An 18,573-nucleotide genomic window follows, 5' to 3' on the forward strand; every position below is an offset into this window, starting at 1 on the left:
CCTGTCCGTCGTTAACGCAGTATTGGCTCAGTCATTTTTCAAGAGTGAATTATGGAAATCGTTTTCCGCAGGACGCGTGTCCGCGTGATCGCTGAGCGGCTATTAGCTGCTCTTGCCTTGTTCGTCGGCGGGCCAGCGGTCCAGGCTGCTGTGCTACCCCAGCCAGCCAGCGTGGCTTTCTGGTACGCCGACCAGCCGCCACTGCCAGAGTTATCGCAATTCGACTGGGCCGTGGTCGAGCCAGGCCATATGACACCGGGCGATGTGAAAACCTTGCGGGCCCTGGGCAGCCAGCCGTTTGCCTACTTGTCCGTGGGGGAGTTCGACGGCAACAAGGCGGAAATCGAAAAGGCCGGGCTGACCAAAGCTGTTTCGCCGGTACGCAACAATGCCTGGGACAGCCAGGTCATGGACCTCACTTCACCCGCCTGGCGCGAGCATTTGTTTGGCCGTGCGAAGGCGTTGGAAGCCCAGGGTTATGCTGGTCTGTTTCTCGATACGCTCGACAGTTTCCAACTGGTGCCTGCAGCCTCCCGTGAAGCCCAGCGCGTTGGCCTGGCCAGCCTGCTGCGGGAATTGCACAAACGTCAGCCCAAGCTGAAGCTGTTCTTCAACCGTGGTTTCGAAGTACTGCCCGAACTGGACGGCGTCGCCGCTGCCGTTGCGGTCGAGTCAATCCACGCCGGCTGGGATGCCGCCGCCAAGCGTTATCGCCCGGTATCGGAGTCCGACCGCGCGTGGCTGGAAACACACCTGCAACCGCTGCGTGCCAAAGGCATCCCGTTGGTCGCGATCGACTACCTGCCGCCGGAGCGCCGCGAAGAAGCCCGCACGCTGGCCAAGCGTCTGCGCGATGAAGGCTTCATCCCGTACATCAGCACCCCGGACCTCAACACACTGGGCATCAGCAGTATCGAAGTGCAGCCGCGCCGTATCGCGTTGATCTACGATCCGCGTGAAGGCGCGATGGAAGATGCCGCCGGCCATACCAATCTTGGCGGCCTGCTCGAATACCTGGGCTACCGCGTCGACTACCTGCCGGCCGACAGCAATCTGCCGCTCTACAGCTTCAGTGGCCTGTACGCCGGCGTGATTACCTGGATGACCAGCGGCCCGCCGCAGGATGCCCCGGCGTTCAACCGTTTCCTCAATGCGCGCCTCGACGAGCAGGTTCCCGTGGTGTTCTTCAGCGGGCTGCCGGTCGAAGACAAGCTGCTGCTCAAGCGCCTGGGCCTCAAGCGCGATGCGCCGCCGGCGACACAGGTGTTGACCGTCACCCATCAGGACAAGGCCCTGCTCGGCGCTTTTGAAGCCCCTGTAGTGCCGCGCTCCCGTGACCTGGCCGCGGTCTCGGTACTGCCCGGCGGCCCGACCCCGGCGCTGTCGTTGAAAGGCGTCGGTGGCGACGTATTCACCCCGGTAGTAGTGGGCAAATGGGGTGGCCTGGCCCTCGCGCCTTATATCCTGGAAATCAACAACGAGCGCAGCCGCTGGATTCTCGATCCCTTTGCGTTTCTCCAGGCTAGCCTGCGCCTGCCGAACCAGCCGCGCCCGGACACCACCACCGAAAATGGCCGTCGCATCGCGACCGTGCACATTGACGGCGACGGCTTTCCTTCGCGCGCCGAAGTACGCGGCACGCCTTACGCCGGGCGTCACACCCTGGACGACTACATCAAGCCCAACCCGTTCCTGACGTCGGTGTCGATCATCGAGGGGGAAATTTCGCCGCGTGGTGCGTTCCCGTTCCTGGCACGCGAACTGGAGCCGATTGCGCGCGAGATCTTCGCCAACCCGAAAGTTGAAGTGGCCACCCACACCTTCAGCCACCCGTTTTTCATGCAGCCGAACAAAGCCAAGAAACGCGAGAACTTCAACGCGGAATACGGCATGAACATGAAGATCGCCGGCTACGACAAAATTGATTTTCGCCGTGAAATCTTCGGCTCGCGCGACTACATCAACCAGAACCTGACCACCCCGCAAAAGCCGGTGAAGATGGTGTTCTGGCCAGGTGACGCGCTGCCATCGTCCGACACGATCAAACTGGCCTACGACGCTGGCTTGAAAAACGTCAACGGTGCCGAAACCATCATGACCAAGGCCAATCCGTCACTCACGGGCCTCAACCCGCTGCTGCGGCCGACCCCGGGCGGGCTGCAATACTACGCGCCGATCATCAACGAAAACCTCTACACCAACTTGTGGAAGGGGCCGTATTACGGGTTCCGCGAGTTGATCGAGACCTTCGAGCTCACCGACAGCCCCCGCCGCCTGCGCGGGCTGCATCTTTACTATCACTTCTACTCCAGCACCAAGCAGGCTTCGATCAAGGCCATGCATGAGATCTACGGCTACATGCGCGATCAGCAGCCGATGTCCTTGTGGATGAGCGATTACGTCGACCGCCTGCACGGCTTGTACCAGGCGAGCCTGGCGCGAACCGCTGACGGGGCCTGGCAGATCCGCGGGATGGACGCGCTGCGCACCGTGCGCCTTGATGCGCAAATGGGCTGGCCGGACCTGCTCCAATCCCAAGGCATCGCCGGTGTGCGCGACTTGCCGCAAGGGCGCTATGTGGCGCTGAGCAGTGACAAGGCCTTGCTGGTGCTGCGCCCGGATCGAGACCCCAGGCCCGCCCTGGAGGAGGCAAATCTGCCGTTGCTTGACTGGCGCTACATCGATGCAAATCGCGTGAGTTTTGCGTTTGCCGGTCAGTTCGACCTGACCTTCTCCGTACGTTCGGCGACGGCGTGTCGCGTGGAAGTCGATGGACAGCGTTTCGCGGGCAAGGCGTCAGCCGGCCTCTGGACTTTTCAATTACCTATGAAGCAGGTGAGTAATGGTCAGCTCCTCTGCAACTAAAAATAGCCGCCTGCTCAATCCTTGGGCATTGGCGGTGGTCGCGGTCGCCGTGGGCGGCCTGCTGTGGGCGACGTTCCAGCGCGAAGAAGTCTTCCAGCCGGATGGGCGCCAGCCGGACGCAGTGTCGGCCAACTACGCCGAGCTGCTGCTGACGGCCCACCCGGATGACGACCACCTGCGCCTGCAGCTGGTTGATTTGCTGATTCGCCTCGGTGACTACACCAAGGCGCGCCAGCACCTGGAGGCCTGGCCCAAGCCGCAGCCGGAAACCCAGGCGTACTATCGCCTGGAACTGGATGCACTGGTCGCGGCCAGCAGCAACGACCTGATTGCGCAGCAGGCGCTGGTCGAGCGCCTGGAAACATTCGATCACCGCAAACTGGCGGTGCCACAGCTGCAGAACCTGGCGAAGCTGGCGCTGACATTGCAGGCACCGGCATTTGCTGCCAGCGTGTTCGAAGAGATCGCCGCGCGCGATCCGGCGCAGCGCAGTGAATCACTCAAAGCCGCTGCGCAGTGGTTCATGGCCGGTGAAAAACCCGCGCGTGCCGCGCAGATCTACCTGCAACTCAAACGCGATGCCCAGCAACCGGCCGAGCGACGCGAGTACGCACAACTGGCGTTCAACAGCCTGTTGTCGGCAGGCCAAGATGAGCAAGCCGCACAGGTGCTCTCCGATGAGTTGCCCGACCTCACCAACCCGCAGACCGATCCGGCCTGGCTGGAGCAGGGCGTCGATGTCGCCGTGGCGACCAAGCATTACGACCTTGCGCAGCGCGTGCTGCAACAATGGCGCGTGTTGCAGCCGGACAACCCGAAAATTGCACTGAAAGAATTCCACGTACGCCTGGCCATCAATGACCTGGCCGGTGCCTGGGAAACCGGCCAGCAATTGACCGTCGATTACCCGGATGACACCGAGCTGCTCGAGCAAATGGCCCGACTCGGTGAGTGGCGCGGCGATAACGAAGCGGCCCTGGACTACTGGGTTCGCCTGCTCAAGCTCAAGGAAGACCCGGCCACCCGCGAACACGCCTGGCGCCTGGCCAGCCAACAGTTCGACTTTGACCGCTCGATCCCGTTGCTTGCCGAGATCATGCAACAGCGCGCACTCACCGATATCGAGCTGGATGCGTTGATCTACGGTCACGAATCGCGCGGTACACCGGCCGAGGCCGAAGCCTGGTTGCGTACTTACCTGCGCAAATACCCTTCGCACCGCCTGGCCTGGACCCGCTTGCTGCAAAACCTGGAAAACACCGGGCAGTTCGCCGCCAAAGGCAAGCTCTACAAGGACTACGCCAAACGCTACAAGCTGACCACAGCCGAACAGGTCGACTGGGCCAGCACCCACATGAAGCTGTTCGAAGAGCAGGCTGCGTGGGACGTGGTCAAGGTGGATGATCCCTCCATTCAGGATCCGGAGTACTGGCACACACGTGCCGCACTGGCTTGGGACCTGGAGCGCGATGAGGATTTGCGTGTGTCGCTGGAGCGCCTGCTCGCCATCAACGGCAAGTTGGTCAGCGGCGACGAGAGTCAGTTGATCTCCCTGTATCGCGTCAGCAACCCCCAGCGCGCGCTGGAGTTGATGGTTGCCAGCTGGCACCGCGCCCAGGATCCTCAACGCCTGGTCGAAGCCCTGCAGCTCGCCCAGGAATTGCAGGACTGGGACCAAGTGATCGCCTTGCTGGATGACGCCCGCAAATACCCGCAGGCCTACGAGCAAGCCCAGGTCCTGGCCGTGCGTGGCGCGCTGGCTATCGAGCAGGGCGACACGGCCGAGGCCGAGCGCCTGTACCTGCTCGGCTTGTCAAACTACCCGGATGACAACCTGTTCCGCGAGCGCCTGACCTGGCTGTATGTCGACCAGGCCGACACCGCCAAGCTCAAGCCACTGCTCACCAAGTGGCGTGCCTATGCGCGTGAAGACCGCTTGCTGTGGCTGCCGTTTGCGAGCGCCAGCCAGTTGCTGGGGCGCGACACCGAGGCCTTGGCGTGGTACCGCATGTACCTCAAGCTCACCCCGAACGACTGGCTGGTGCAAGCGGCCTACGCCGACGCACTGGACACCGCCGGTTACCAGGACGCCGCCCAGCGCCTGCGCTTGAAGCTGCTGCGTAACCCTGAGGCCGACAACCTGCAACCTTCGTCCCAGCGTTATGCGATCTGGCTGCGGTTGATGTCCAGCAGCTACTCGCCTCGCAAGGCGCAGCAGGAATTGTTGAAGTGGAAGGACGGTTCGCCGTCGATGAAGCAGATGTGGTTCGAGCGTCTGCTGGCCCGCCTGGACGCGACCAACCAGGAAGCGCAGAAAGACCAGTGGTTGGAGTGGGCACGCAGCCAAGGCTTGAAAGTCGATCGCTACGAGCAGATCCAGGAAGCCCTGCGCAGCCGCAACAAGGCCCAGGTTGAAACCCTGCTGGCCAGCAGCGACTTGAACCCGGCCCAGCGTTCCCAAGCGCTGAGCCGTCTGGGGCGCACCAACGAAGCCCTGGAGACGAGCCTGTCTGCCCTCGGCGACGACCAGCCGTCTTCAGTGAACGAGCAACTGCGTCGCCAGGCCGTGGAAATTCACGAAAGCACCCCGCAAGGCGCGTTGCTGTCCTATCAGAAGCAGGATTTCGGTGGCCTGTCGTTTGACTCGCCGCGCCTGGAAATCGCGCATAACCTGGGTGACAACTGGTACGCCGACCTTGAAGCCGAGCACGGTAACTACAAGGGCGACGACATCATCTCATCCCGTATCGGTGATGAGAGCAATGCCGCCCTGACCCTGGTTCGCTCGGTTGAAAACGGCAATTGGAAGCTCTTCGCCGACACCAGCCAGCGCAAGGACGATGACCGTAACGGCCTGGGCCTGTCACGCATGTGGCAATTGGGTAACAGCCACCAGATCGAGACCGGCCTGGACTGGCATCGCAAGAGTGACGACAGCGGCCTGATGCGTGCTTTCGGCCAGCAGGACCGCGCCTGGGTGGGGGGCCGTCACGGCCTGACCGCACGCGATCAGTTGAGCTGGGAAGTTGCGCAGCGGTCGTTCTCGACCCGCGCGGGTGACTCGCTGGGGACTGGTCAGGCGTTGAAGCTGGAACTCAACCACACGCTGGAATTCGCCGGGCCTAACTGGACGGTGCGCAGCGGCCTGGATTACCAGAAAAACAACGTGAAGGATCGCAACCTGGACTACCTGTCCAGCCGCAATGGCGGCGCCGTCAAGATCACGCCTCAGTCGACCGACCCTGACACCGGCCAGCTTGATCCTCTCGATGTCGACACCGTGACCGGCGCCGACCTGCTGCAAAGCCGCTATGGCCAGCTCTACGTCGGCACTTCGTGGCGTCGTGGCATACCCGGCGCACTGGTGCGCAGCAAGCCGCAGTACACCTGGCTGGTGGACATGACGGCGGGCTGGCAATGGACCGATCAGACTTTCAACTACGGCATCAACACGGGCATCGGGTTTGAAGTGCTGGGTGATGACGAACTGGCCCTGACCTTCGGTTACCAATCTGCCCCACAGGGCGGGGATGGCAAGTCCGGCGGCACACTGGGCATGAGCTACGGCGTGCGTTTCGGGCGCTGATTACAGAATCTACGGGAGAAAAACCTATGCAAGCAATTCGTACACTGAGCCTGGCCCTGACAGTACTGTTCGTCGCCGGTTGCTCGAGCTTCACCAGTGAAAACAGCCCGAACCTGTCGCGCAGTGCGAAATGGGGCATCGTGCCGATGGTCAACTATTCCCAGACCCCGCAAGCCGGTGAGCGCAGCGAGCAGATCCTGCTCAGCGTCCTCAGCAGCCACGGTCTGCAGCCTCGCGTTTACCCGACCACTACCCAGGGCGAACAAGCGCTGATGGATGACAACGAGCGCCTCACCGGCGCCCTCGAGTGGGCCCGCGACCAGAAGCTCGACTACGTCGTTGCAGGCAGCGTCGAAGAGTGGCAATACAAGAACGGCCTGGACGGCGAGCCAGCGGTCGGCATCAGCCTGCGCGTGCTGGACGCCAAGGACGGTACCGTGCTCTGGAGCAAGAGCGGCGCGCGCGCCGGCTGGTCCCGTGAAAGCCTGGCGGGCAATGCTCAGACGGTAATCGACAAACTTGTTGGCGCCCTTCGGTTCGAGTGAACGCAATGAATTCTCCACACATGGATTACAGCCTGGCGCCCCGCGCCAGCGGGCCGGTGTCTTGGCTGGAAACGCTGATAGTGACGGGTGCCGCGATTGGCCTCGGCCTCTGGCTGACTCCCGAAGACCCGTTGCAGATGCACGGTGGTTTCCCTTGGGTAATCCTGGCGCCGCTGCTGTTAGGTGTGCGTTACGGTTTTGTACGCGGCTTGTTCAGCGCAGGTCTGCTGGTAGTGGCCTTGTTCGTGCTGCGCTACACCGGGCATGCAGGCTACACCGAGCTTGAGCCGTCGTTTATCGTCGGCGTGCTGGTGTGCGGGATGCTCGTGGGTGAAGTTCGCGACCTGTGGGTGCGCCGCCTGGAGCGTCTGCAGATGGCCAACGAGTACCGTCAGTACCGTCTTGATGAGTTCACCCGCGCTCACCAGATCCTGCGGGTTTCCCATGACTTGCTGGAGCAGCGCGTCGCTGGCAGCGATCAGAGCCTGCGCAGTTCGTTGCTGGGCCTGCGGGAGAAGCTGCGCAGCATGCCGATCGAAGGCGATGCCCTGAGCGACCTGGCCGAGCCGATCGTGGCGATGCTGGGCCAGTACGGTGCCCTGCGCGTTGCCGGGCTGTACCGTGTCGATGAAAGCGAAAAAAATGTGCTGCCCGAGGCCTTGGCCATGATCGGCGTGATGGGCCCGTTGGGCACCGACGACGGTCTGATCACCCTGTGCCTGGAGCGTGGCGAGCTGGTCAGCGTGCGTCAGGACCTGATCGACTCCGGCAACTCCGCGCAGTTCTCATCGCTGCAGGCATGCATCCCGCTGATCGACGCCGAAGGTCGCCTGCTGGCGATCCTGGCGGTCCGGCAGATGCCGTTCTTCGCGTTCCAGGACCGCACGCTGAGCCTCCTGTCGTTGCTCGCCGGCCACATCGCCGACCTGTTGCGCCGCGATCCGCAAGTGCTGCGCCTGCCCGATGCCGACGCGCAGCAGTTCACCTTGCAGCTCAAGCGCTCGCTGGTGGATGCGGAGCAGCACACGTTGCCGGCCGGCCTGTTCGCGTTTGAAATGACGCGCCCCAACGACGAGTTGACGCGTTTGATGGAGCGCAGCCAGCGTGGTCTCGACCTGCACCTGCCGGTTCGCAACAACCGCGATCATCCTTTGCTGTTGGTCCTGTTGCCGCTGACCAGCCCGGAAGGCACCCAAGGCTACCTGGCGCGTATCGGCCTGTTGTTGCACGAGCACTTCGGCATCGACACCGATTTTGACAGCCTGGGTGTGCGGGTAATGCCTTTCAACCTGGAGCCTGGCTGTGACCGCAACGGGCTGCGTAACTTTCTTCACAACGAGTGTGGCCTGAATGATCAGCAAGTGGCTGTTTAGCGGAGCCTTGTTGTTAGAGGCGGGCAGCTGGGCCAGTTTGTGGCTCAATGCGCCGGAGTTGCATCAACTGCTGGTGTTTATCTTCAGCCACGGCCTCGCCTGCCTGATGCTGTGCGCTGCCGTGTGGCGGATGCTGCCGGCGCGCTACCGTGCACCGCTTCCCTGGAGCCCGCTGTTCATTTTCTGCCTGGCATTCTTCGTGCCGGTCATCGGTACCTTGGGCGTGGTGGCGGCAATCTTCCCGGCGCTGTACCTGCCGCGTAAACGCGACCGCCAGGCCTGGCAGGCTGTCGGCATCCCGGGCCTGCCGTTCCGTGCGCAGGCACAGACACGCACGCCGATTTTTGCCGATGGCGGCCTGCAGGATGTGTTGCGTCACGCGCCCGACCCGGACCAGCGCCTGGCAGCCTTGCTGGCGACGCGGCGCATGCCCGGCAAGGACGCGGTGCCCATCCTCAAATTGGCCCTGGGCGATCCGAGTGACGATGTGCGCCTGCTGGCGTACTCGATGCTCGACAAGCAGGAAAGCGACATCAACCTGCACATCCAGATGGCCCTGGAGCAATTGGCCGGCGTGAGCCCACGCATGGCAGGCCCGGTGCACAGCATGCTGGCGCGCTGGTATTGGGAGCTGGCCTACCTCGGCCTGGCCCAGGGCAGTGTGCTCGAACACGTCCTCAATCAAGCCAGCGAACACGCCGAGCAAGGTTTGGCCGCGGGCGAGGGCGGCGAGCTACTGCTGTTGGCGGGACGTATCGCGTTGGAGCGCGGCGAGAACGAGCGAGCTGAAGCGCTGTTGCACGAGGCCGAGCGAAATGGCCTGGGCGCCGCGCAATTGCTGCCGTTTCATGCTGAGCTGGCGTTCGAAGCCGGTCGTTATCACGAAATCCCTGGGTTGCTCGCCAGCCTTCCCGAGAAAACCCGCCAGCGTCCTCCGTTCGCTGAGCTGGTGAGGAGCTGGAATGAATCATAAGGAAGCGACACCCACCGCTGATATCTGTCTGTTGCTGGAAGGCACCTGGCCGTACGTGCGCGGCGGGGTATCGAGCTGGATTCACCAGATGATCCTGGGCCTGCCGGAGCTGACCTTTTCGGTCATGTTCATCGGCGGCCAGCGCTCGGCGTACTCCTCGCGACGCTATGAAGTGCCGACAAACGTGGTGCACATCGAAGAAGTCTTCCTTGAGGATGCCACCCATCCCGCCAACCAGCGCGGTAAGCCACGCGAGGCCGACCCGCAGCAGTTGGCCGACCTGTATCGCTTCTTGCACCACCCGGACGCGCCCCCGCGCGAGCTGGGCGAGCGCATGCTCAATTGTATCGCCGAAGGGCACATGACCCTCGACGATGTACTGCGCAGCCGCGCCAGTTGGGAGACCCTCAGCGAAGGCTATCGCCAGCATTGCGCCGACCCCTCCTTCGTCAATTATTTCTGGACCCTGCGCTCGCTGCAGTCGCCGTTGCTGATGCTCGCCGAAGCTTCGCGCAAGATGCCGCGTGCGCGCGTGCTGCACTCGATCTCCACCGGTTACGCGGGGCTCCTGGGGTGCATCCTCAAGCATCGCTGGGGATGTCCTTACCTGCTCAGCGAGCACGGCATCTACACCAAGGAGCGCAAGATCGACCTGGCCCAGGCCACGTGGATCGCCGAAAGCTCCGGCCAGGCGCTCAACCGCAGCCTCGATGGCGGCTCGGGGTATATCCGCACGCTGTGGGTGCGCTATTTCGAACGCATCGGCCAGTTGGCCTACAACAGCGCCGACAACATCATTGCCTTGTATGACGGCAACCGTCAGCGTCAGATCAAGGACGGCGCCGACCCGAGCCGCACGCAATTGATCGCCAATGGCATCGACCTGTCGCAGTGGGCAAAGGCCTTGGAATCCCGCGAGCCGGGCATTGCGCCGGTGGTGGGGCTGATTGGGCGGGTAGTCCCGATCAAGGACGTCAAGACCTTCCTGCGGGCCATGCGCGGTGTGATCAGCGCCATGCCACAGGCCGAGGGCTGGATTGTCGGCCCCGAAGAGGAAGATCCCGAGTACGTCAGCGAATGCCGCAGTTTGATGGCCAGTCTGGGGCTTGAAGGCAAGGTGCACTTCCTGGGCTTCCAGCGCATCCAGGACATCCTGCCCAAACTGGGCCTGATGGTGCTGACCTCGATCAGCGAGGCCCAGCCGTTGGTGATCCTCGAAGCCTGGGCCGCCGGTACACCGGTGATCAGCAGCGACGTCGGTTCGTGTCGAGAATTGATCGAAGGTGGCAGCGCCGAAGACCGTGACCTTGGCCTCGCCGGCAAAGTGGTGGCGATCGCCGACCCACAAGCCACCTCGGCGGCGATCCTCGAACTGCTGCGCAGCCCGGAACGCTGGAAGGCCGCACAGGCCAGCGGGCTCTTGCGGGTCCACCGTTACTACACCGAAGCCTTGATGCTGCAGCGCTACCGCGACCTGTACCAGGCAGCCATGGAGAACAATTAAATGGCCGGTATTGGCTTCGAACTGCGCAAGATTCTTTCGCGCGACTCATACACCGCAACCCTGCACGCCTACGTGTATGCGGGCTTGATCAGCTCCGGGCCGTGGGTGTTGTCGATCATCAGCGTAATGCTGGTGGGGATTATCAGCCTCGGCCTGTTGTTGCCCAACTCACTGGTCGGGCAGTTCCTGGTGACAGTGACCTACCTGATGGCCAGCTCGCTGATCCTCACGGGTGGGCTGCAGTTGTTCTTCACCCGCTTTGTGTCCGACCAATTGTTCGAGCAACGCTACGAGCAAATCCTGCCGAACCTGTTAGGCATCCTGTTGATGGTCACCGTCGGCGCCGGCGTACTGGGTGTCATCGTGCTGGCGCTGCTGTTCGATCAGCCCCTGATCTACCGCGTGCTGGTACTGTCGAACTTCGTGGTGCTGTGCAACCTGTGGCTGGTGATCATCTTCCTCTCGGGGATGAAAAAATATAACCGCATCCTGCTGGTGATGGTGGTGGGTTACGCGCTGATGGTGGCGAGTGCCTGGTTGCTGAGCTTCCTGAAGATGCCCGGCCTGTTGCTGGCGTTGTTGATCGGGCACGGCAGCCTACTGTTCCTGTACCTCTACGACATCCTGCGCGAATACCGTGCCGAGAAAATGATTGCCTTCGATTTCCTCAATCGTCGCAACGTGTTCCTCAGCCTGCTGGTCACCGGGTTCTTCTACAACTTCGGCATCTGGGTCGACAAGATCCTGTTCTGGTTCAACCCAGGCACTTCCAACGCCGTCATCGGCCCGCTGCGCGCCTCGATCCTGTATGACATGCCGATTTTCATCGCGTACCTGGCGATCATCCCTGGCATGGCGGTTTTCCTGGTGCGCATCGAAACCGACTTCGCCGAATGGTACGACCGGCTGTTCCGCGCCATACGCGACGGCGAGACCTTGCAGCACATCGGTTCGCTGAAAACCGAAATGACTCTGTCCATTCGCCAGGGCCTGCTGGAAATCTGCAAGGTCCAGGGCCTCACCGTGGTCCTGCTGTTCCTCTTCGCGCCGCGCTTGCTCGAGTGGATCGGCATCTCCAGCTACTACCTGCCACTGTTCTACATCGACCTGATCGGCGTGAGCATCCAGGTGGTGTTCATGGCGCTGCTCAACGTGTTCTTCTACCTCGACAAACGTCGCGTGGTGTTGGAACTGTGCGTACTGTTCGCCGTGTTGAACGCCGGCCTGACCCTCCTCAGCATGCACCTGGGCCCGAGCTTCTTCGGCTACGGGTTCACGCTGTCGTTGCTGGTGTGTGTTTTGCTGGGGCTGGCGCGCCTGTCGTCGGCGCTGGAAGACCTGGAATATGAGACGTTCATGTTGGCGCGTTAAGCGTATTTGCGGGTGATAAAAAGGGCACTTGGCGGTTAGGCAAGTGCCCTTTTTGTTGCCTGCGGCTTATTGCTCGGCGCTGCCGGGGTGTACAGCGCCTGAGTGCATGTTGCGGCGCGCACCTGCCCAAGCAGGATGTTGTCATTCTCCGAAGATGTAGCTTACATGCTCCACTTCATGGTCACGGCCACGTTACGCGGGTCGCCGAAGATGTTTGCGCCCGCCGGGTTACTGATGCTCTGGTAGTAGTGCTTGTCGAACACATTGTTCAGGTTGGCTTGGACCTTGAGGTTTTTGTTCACGTTGTAGCCGGTCATCAGGTCGACGATGCTGTAGCCGCCCTGCGATACGCCGTAGGTTGTGTATGTGCTGCTCTGGCTGCGGAATGAACCGCCGATTGACCATTTTTCGAGGTCGCCCGGCAATTGATAGGTGGTGGACAGCTTGAGCAGGTTGTATGGCGTGTCGCTGTCGAAGCGACCGCTGCCGCCCTTGACGTTCTTGGCGCCGGCGTAGGTGTAGCCGGCGGAGGCCTGCCAGCCACGGGCAAGCATGCCTTGCAGTTCAAGGTCGACGCCTTTGGTTTCCACTTCGCCGGAGGCCACGGAGCAGGAAGCAACACCCGGTGCACAGGCATCAAGCCCTTGGGCGAGATTTTCCTGGTTCAACTGGAAGTAGGCCAGGCTAGCGTTCAGCGCCCCGTCAAAGTACTCGCCCTTGATCCCGACTTCACGGTTGGTACCCGTGACCGGCGGCAGAAGGCTGCCCTGGAAGTCCACGTTGGCTTGCGGCTGGAAGATTCTGGTCCAGCTGGTGTACACCGAGTAGGTATCGTTTATGTCGTAGATCAGGCCGGCATAGGGGGTGTATTCGCGCGTAGCCTTGTAGTCGGCGCCGAATGTGTAGTCGCCGGAAATAGTGTTCTGTTCGTATTCATACCAATCCAGGCGTGAACCGAGGATCAATTTCAGGTCGTCGCGCAGATGGAAGCGCACGGTGGCGTAGGTGCTGTATTGATCGACCTTGCCCTTACGAGACCAGTTGTAGTTGATGGCCGGTTTTTCTACGCCGTGATAGTCGAAGTTTGATGGGTCGAGCACGATGTTTGGGTCATTGAGGAAACCACCGCCGGGGCCATCGTCGGTTTTATCATTGCGATAGCTGCCACCGAGTACCAGTTCGTGGGTCGCACCAAACAGGGTGAAGGGCCCGGAAACGTAGCCGTCGACGCTTTTTTGTGTGTGCTGGTAGGTGTAGCGGCCCACGTTCAGGTTCAACTGATCTGCACTGGGGTCCAGTCGATAGAAACTGGTGCCCAGCATGTCCAGGTCGCCTCGCAGCCACGTGGTATTCAGGCGCAGTTTCCAGTCGTTGTCGAAGCGGTGCTCAATTTCGGCAAATGCGCTGGTGTTTTTCTTGTTCCAGTAGGTCCAGTTCGGGCTCATGCGCGTCGAGCGGGATATCGGCAGGAACGTGCCATTGGCCCTGGTCGGGATGCCCGACCAGTCGGCTCCCGGGTTGTCTTCACGGTTGTAGTACGCACCGAGGGTCAGGGTCGTGGCTTCGCTCAGGTCAAATTCGGTGATGCCGTACAACAACTGGCGCTTGCTGCTGTAGCCATCGGTAAAGCTGTCTTTGTCCTGGAAGGCACCGACCACGCGGCCTCTGATCGAACCGACAGAATTGAGTGCGCTGCTGGCATCGATTTCGGTGCGGTAGTTGTCCCACGAGCCGGCGCCCAAGGTGACTGAAACTTGCGGCTCGACGGTGGGGCGCTTGCGGATCAGGTTGAGGGTGCCGGAGGGGTTGCCGGCGCCGAGCATCAGGCCCGACGCACCGCGCACGACTTCAACCCGGTCGAACATCGCCAGGGTCGACGTGCCAAGGGTGTCGCTGTCATACGCGACTGGCAGCCCGTCAATCATGATGTTGTCGATGGCGGAACCGCGGGAATAGAACTCTGGGCGCTCACCACCGGTTTTGCGCATGGTCAGGCCTGGGGTGTGAGTCGAAATGTCCTCCAGAGACTGCATGTTCTGGTCATCCATGCGTTGGCGAGTGATTACCGTGACCGACTGCGGCGTCTCGCGCATGGAGGTGGCCAGTTTGGTCGCGGTACTCATGGAGCCGGTGGTGTACGATCCGCTCCCCTCTGTCGTCGCTCCCAGCGATTGGCCCGTGACACTCGTCGCGCCAAGCACCACCGTGGTTCCGTTATTGGCAGGGATCAACACGTAGCCACCATTGCTCTGACGCTGCGCTTGTAACCCGCTGTTCGCCAGCAAGCGCATCAGCCCTTCCTCGACGCTGTACACGCCAGTCAGGCCCGCCGTAGTCAGACGGCGGGTTTGCTCGGTATCAAATGAAATAGTCACGCCCGCCTGCACTCCGAACTGGGTCAGGGCAGTGCCAAGCAGGCCTGAGGCGATCTGGTAGGACGTCTGGCTTTGCGCCAAAACTGGCGTGGACATTAGCGCCAGCCCCGACAGACTCGCGAGGCTCAGTCCAAAGAGGGCCAAGCGAACCGGGCGGGTCATTGAAGTCTTCGCATAGAGGGGAAGCAGGGGCATTCGTTGATCCTTCCGTTGTCATGGCAGAAAGTCGCCGTCATCGCGGCTTGTGTCATTGACGGATGAGAATCAAAATCAGCAAGGTGACTCGTTAAACATTTTCAAATCGAACTCATGCCGGTTCGATGCTAGCCCAATAGCGCGTCAGGTAGTGCACTCTCACCGGTAAGGCCTGGCTCAGGTTTTCCAGCACGGTATCCGTATCATCGATGCGGAACGCGCCTGAGATGCTCAGCCCCTGAACCGATGCGGCGCAGTACGCCAGGGCGATAGCGTCCCAGCTCTTCGATGAAAGCGTCCAGCCGCCAGTCATTGACGCCCAGCATGCCCTGTACAGGGGTAAAGGGCTGGCTACATCGACTGCATCGCGGTCAAAGGTGCCTTGCTCTCCAGCATTGAGGCGCAGAGTGCGTTCAACATGCTGGTGCAGATTTACTTCAACAGCGGCTTGCAGGACTCCAACACGCGTTTGTTCGGTCAGTTGACGGGCGCTAAACCGGGTGCCGAGCGCACGTACCCGACCTTCGCCGGTCTGAACGATAAATGGGCGCTGGGTGGGATCCTGGGCGGTCTTGACAAGCATTTCGCCACGGTACACCTGGATCAACCGCTGTTTTGAGTCGGAGCGGATATCCAATGCAGTATCCGCGTTCAGTGCCAGTTGTGAGCCATCGTATGAGCGCAGCGAGCGACGCTCACGGATACTCGTACGCTGTTGAGCGAGCATTGAGTGATACGGGACTTGCTCGGTTGATGCGTCGTTGTTCGCAGGCGACTCCAGTAGTGAGATTTAATGGGTGGATTAAATGCGCCTGACTGGAAGCTGTAACGACGTTCATGCCTGTTATTGCTCGATTGCTTGAGATCGCTATCGCGAGCAAGCTCGGCTCCTACGGAATGAGTAGGTCCGGGGGCTTGTTGTTCTTGTGTTGGATGACGCCTTCCCAGCTTTCGGCAGCTCCTACAAAAATCGAGAGCGCACAAAAAAGGCCCACCTTTCGGTGAGCCTTTTCTGGTACTGCGTATGGTGCGGCACCAGGAGTCGAACGATCTAATAAGTTATTGAATTAGCTGATTAATACTTAAAGCCCTGTGCGATTCTACCTCTAAAACTACCTCAAGGTCCTCGTACGGCTGAGGATCTTGCTTGACGTGACTAACGGCGAAGGGCCGGAGTTGCCCCTACAGCGGCCGGTCATTCGTCTATGAGAGTTGGGCCGTTGATGTGTCAACGGTCAACCACGTTAGAGTTAGAGTAGGTCCATGGTGGCCATAGAATCAGCCATGCGGTAGCCCATCGCTTTGTAACCCGCCTGGCGCTTATCCCACATCCTCATCAGCGCGACATTACCCTCGTCAACGAAGTCGATCACTCGCACGTCGGCCTTATCGGCATGTGATCGATGCAACCGCCCCGCATATTGCTGAAGGATTCCCTTCCATGAGATGGGCATTGCCAGCACCAGCGTGTCCAACGGCGGATGATCGAAGCCTTCACCTACTAGTTTTCCTGTTGCCAACAGCACTCGTGGAGCATCAGGGGGAAGGGACTCAAGCTCATGCATACGGGAAATCCGCTGTTTCTTGGGCACTCGCCCATGAAGCGTGAAAAGGTTATGCACGCGCTGCTTCAATTCTAATTCAAGGGCATCCACATGTTCCGTCCGCTCCGTTAGCACTAGAATTTTTCTACCCTCGTTGTACGCCAGCTCAATCTCCGAGACGATTTTGGCTGTCCGCTCAGAGTCGTCGGCTAGACGCCGAAAAACGTCCTGAATCTTAAAGCCGTCGGGGACCACTATTGGTTTGGGCAGCAATCGAGGCACGACAGAGAGGTCATGGGGCGCACTCGCTGGTCGAGCAGCAGAATGTCGGATCGGTCCGCATTGCATAAAAATAATGGGCTGCTGTCCATCTCGGCGCACTGGGGTCGCTGTGAGTCCCAATAGGTACCGCGCGGTCGCGCTCCTCAGTAGTGCCTCGAATGACACTGCTGATAGGTGATGACACTCATCAACGATGATCTGGCCGTAGTTTTTTACCTGATCGCTGATCTCGCCTTTTCGCGATAGCGACTGCATGACGGCAATGTCGATGATGCCTGTAAGCTTCGCTTTTCCGCCCCCAAGAGTACCAACGACACCATTCCCGACTCCCAAGAACGCCTGCAAGCGCTCTTGCCACTGCCTTAACAGTTCCGTCCGATGCACAAGCACCAACGTGTTAATGCCACGTGCGGCAATCAACGCAGCAGCACTCACCGTTTTACCGAAAGCTGTCGGTGCGCAGAGGATACCGGTGTCATGACTTAGCATTGCGCTGACAGCAGCCTCTTGGTCAGAACGCAGGGTCCCGAGAAAGCTCACGTCGATGGGGTCGCCCGCGAAGCGTTCGTCTTTAAGAATAGGGGTAACCCCGTTTTCCTCTAAAAGCTCCAGCGCAGCATCCAAACAGCCACGTGGTAACGCAATATGTTTGGGGAAGTTCTGGGCACAACCGATAATCCTTGGCTTGTTCCACACTGACATGCGCATGGCCTGAGCTTTGTAGAACTCAGGATTTTGAAAGGCAGCGAGCCGGACAAGCTGGTTTGCCAATGGCTGTGGCAATTCCGACTTTTCAAAGTAAATTAAGTTAGCCTGCGTGATGTTGACAGCAGCAGGCAACGGGCATGTCAATTTACGTGATCTCGATTCACGATTTTTCCAAGGTTCTGCATCACCTTCGTCATCGACATAGGCGACCCCTAAAGGGTCCCGATTACCCATCGCCTGGATAATAACGGGCTGGATATCTTCTGGACTCATGCGCTGAATCGATGCCAGGAAGGCCCATTGATCAGGATGAGGCTCAAGCGAATCGTCTACAAAAACGCTATTGTTTTGGGCCCTGGCCCGCTTTTGTAAAGGGAGCGCGATGAGATTTCCAAAGCCGCCTTTGGGCATATAGTCCTGGTTTGGAAACAGTCGATCGTAGGAGCTGAGCGCCAACTGGCGGGTGCGCTCACAGGCATGACTGATGATTGCGGCACCGAGGCGGCGCGCATCGCAGGCAGGAACATTACGCTCAAAGAAAATCCAGCCATGAGCCCCTTGGCCTGAGCGCGATATTTCCAGCGCCACCGGGACGTTCAGCTCATGGCATGACTGCACAAAAGCTTTGGAATCATCTCGCCATTCGGCCTCATCGAAGTCGACTGCCAAAAAATAACAAGTGTCATCAGAGAGTAGGGGGTAGATACCAACGACCACTTCGCCCGCCAGATGGCGATAGACCACCTCATCGGTCAGCGGAAGCAGCTGGCGGTTACTGCAGTCGCCACATTTAATTCGGGGCTTCTCACAAACGCCAGGCCTCCATTCGTTTGCGCAAGCGGGTGCGTATCCTGATTTGCCTGCCTTGCTTTCCCAGCGGATGGGATAAACGTCCGTCCTACCACGAAACAAGCTTCGAAATAGGGCAAGCTTTCCATCAGTATCGAGTTGCTGTGATTGTTCTGCTTGGACAATCGCTATCTTGACTGGCTCAGCAGGCGGGCGCCATTCGATGCCATGAGCATCCAGCAAGGCAACCAATCTTGCATTCTCAGCCCTTAGCTTCGCCACCAGACTAGTGTCTATCACCGCCTTCAGCCTCTACGTCTCAGGTGAAGCCTGTAGCCTCGAGCTACAACCCTCAGTCCATCAGTAAAACATAGAGGTTATCAAACAACAGAGGTTAGGTTCAGGAGCTCAAGAGGTCCGCCCTAATCCCAATCAAATTGTTGGCTGGCTCAATCTGCCAGTT

10 protein-coding genes are annotated in these 18,573 nt (G+C 60.2%); 7 read left to right on the forward strand and 3 right to left on the reverse strand.

Features of this window, described 5'->3' with window-relative positions; all coding sequences use genetic code 11:
* The first annotated feature begins 51 nt into the window (after positions 1-51).
* Genes BBG20_RS01650 through pelG form a run of 7 tightly spaced genes read left to right on the forward strand, consistent with a single transcriptional unit; the run spans position 52 to position 12,217 of the window.
* On the forward strand, positions 52-2,865 hold the full coding sequence (locus BBG20_RS01650; protein ID WP_065899643.1) for a bifunctional glycoside hydrolase 114/ polysaccharide deacetylase family protein: 2,814 nt from the start codon (positions 52-54) through the stop codon (positions 2,863-2,865).
* Positions 2,843-6,451, forward strand: a complete 3,609-nt coding sequence (locus BBG20_RS01655; RefSeq protein WP_065899646.1) for a tetratricopeptide repeat protein — start codon at positions 2,843-2,845, stop codon at positions 6,449-6,451. Before BBG20_RS01650 ends, BBG20_RS01655 begins: the two co-directional genes overlap by 23 nt.
* Before the next feature lie 26 nt (positions 6,452-6,477).
* Positions 6,478-6,996 (forward strand): penicillin-binding protein activator LpoB, encoded by a 519-nt coding sequence (locus BBG20_RS01660; RefSeq protein ID WP_065899648.1) that lies wholly within the window; start codon positions 6,478-6,480, stop codon positions 6,994-6,996.
* Between the two features lie 5 nt (positions 6,997-7,001).
* Positions 7,002-8,369 carry a PelD GGDEF domain-containing protein gene (locus BBG20_RS01665; RefSeq protein WP_065899653.1) on the forward strand — a complete coding sequence of 456 codons (1,368 nt, stop codon included), beginning with the start codon at positions 7,002-7,004 and terminating at the stop codon, positions 8,367-8,369.
* Positions 8,347-9,342 (forward strand): HEAT repeat domain-containing protein, encoded by a 996-nt coding sequence (locus tag BBG20_RS01670; protein ID WP_065899654.1) that lies wholly within the window; start codon positions 8,347-8,349, stop codon positions 9,340-9,342. Before BBG20_RS01665 ends, BBG20_RS01670 begins: the two co-directional genes overlap by 23 nt.
* Complete coding sequence (gene pelF, locus BBG20_RS01675; protein ID WP_065899655.1) at positions 9,332-10,846, forward strand: GT4 family glycosyltransferase PelF; 1,515 nt, start codon at positions 9,332-9,334, stop codon at positions 10,844-10,846. The genes BBG20_RS01670 and pelF overlap by 11 nt, the downstream gene beginning before the upstream one ends.
* Positions 10,847-12,217: an exopolysaccharide Pel transporter PelG gene (pelG, locus tag BBG20_RS01680; protein WP_065899656.1), complete on the forward strand. Its 1,371-nt coding sequence runs from the start codon at positions 10,847-10,849 to the stop codon at positions 12,215-12,217. It abuts the gene before it with no gap.
* 161 nt (positions 12,218-12,378) lie between these two features.
* On the opposite strand, the gene BBG20_RS01685 is transcribed toward pelG, so the two are convergent.
* The 3 genes from BBG20_RS01685 to BBG20_RS01700 form a co-directional block, all read right to left on the reverse strand.
* Complete coding sequence (locus BBG20_RS01685) at positions 12,379-14,688, reverse strand: TonB-dependent siderophore receptor (RefSeq protein ID WP_226940012.1); 2,310 nt, start codon at positions 14,686-14,688, stop codon at positions 12,379-12,381.
* A 211-nt stretch (positions 14,689-14,899) separates the two neighbouring features.
* Positions 14,900-15,514, reverse strand: coding sequence for a FecR domain-containing protein (locus tag BBG20_RS31530; protein ID WP_226940011.1), 615 nt, complete (start codon positions 15,512-15,514; stop codon positions 14,900-14,902).
* Between the two features lie 523 nt (positions 15,515-16,037).
* Positions 16,038-18,410 (reverse strand): TOTE conflict system archaeo-eukaryotic primase domain-containing protein, encoded by a 2,373-nt coding sequence (locus tag BBG20_RS01700; RefSeq protein ID WP_065899662.1) that lies wholly within the window; start codon positions 18,408-18,410, stop codon positions 16,038-16,040.
* Positions 18,411-18,573 lie beyond the last annotated feature (163 nt).

The sequence above is a fragment of the Pseudomonas aylmerensis genome (genome assembly GCF_001702265.1).
Lineage (GTDB): Bacteria > Pseudomonadota > Gammaproteobacteria > Pseudomonadales > Pseudomonadaceae > Aquipseudomonas > Aquipseudomonas aylmerensis.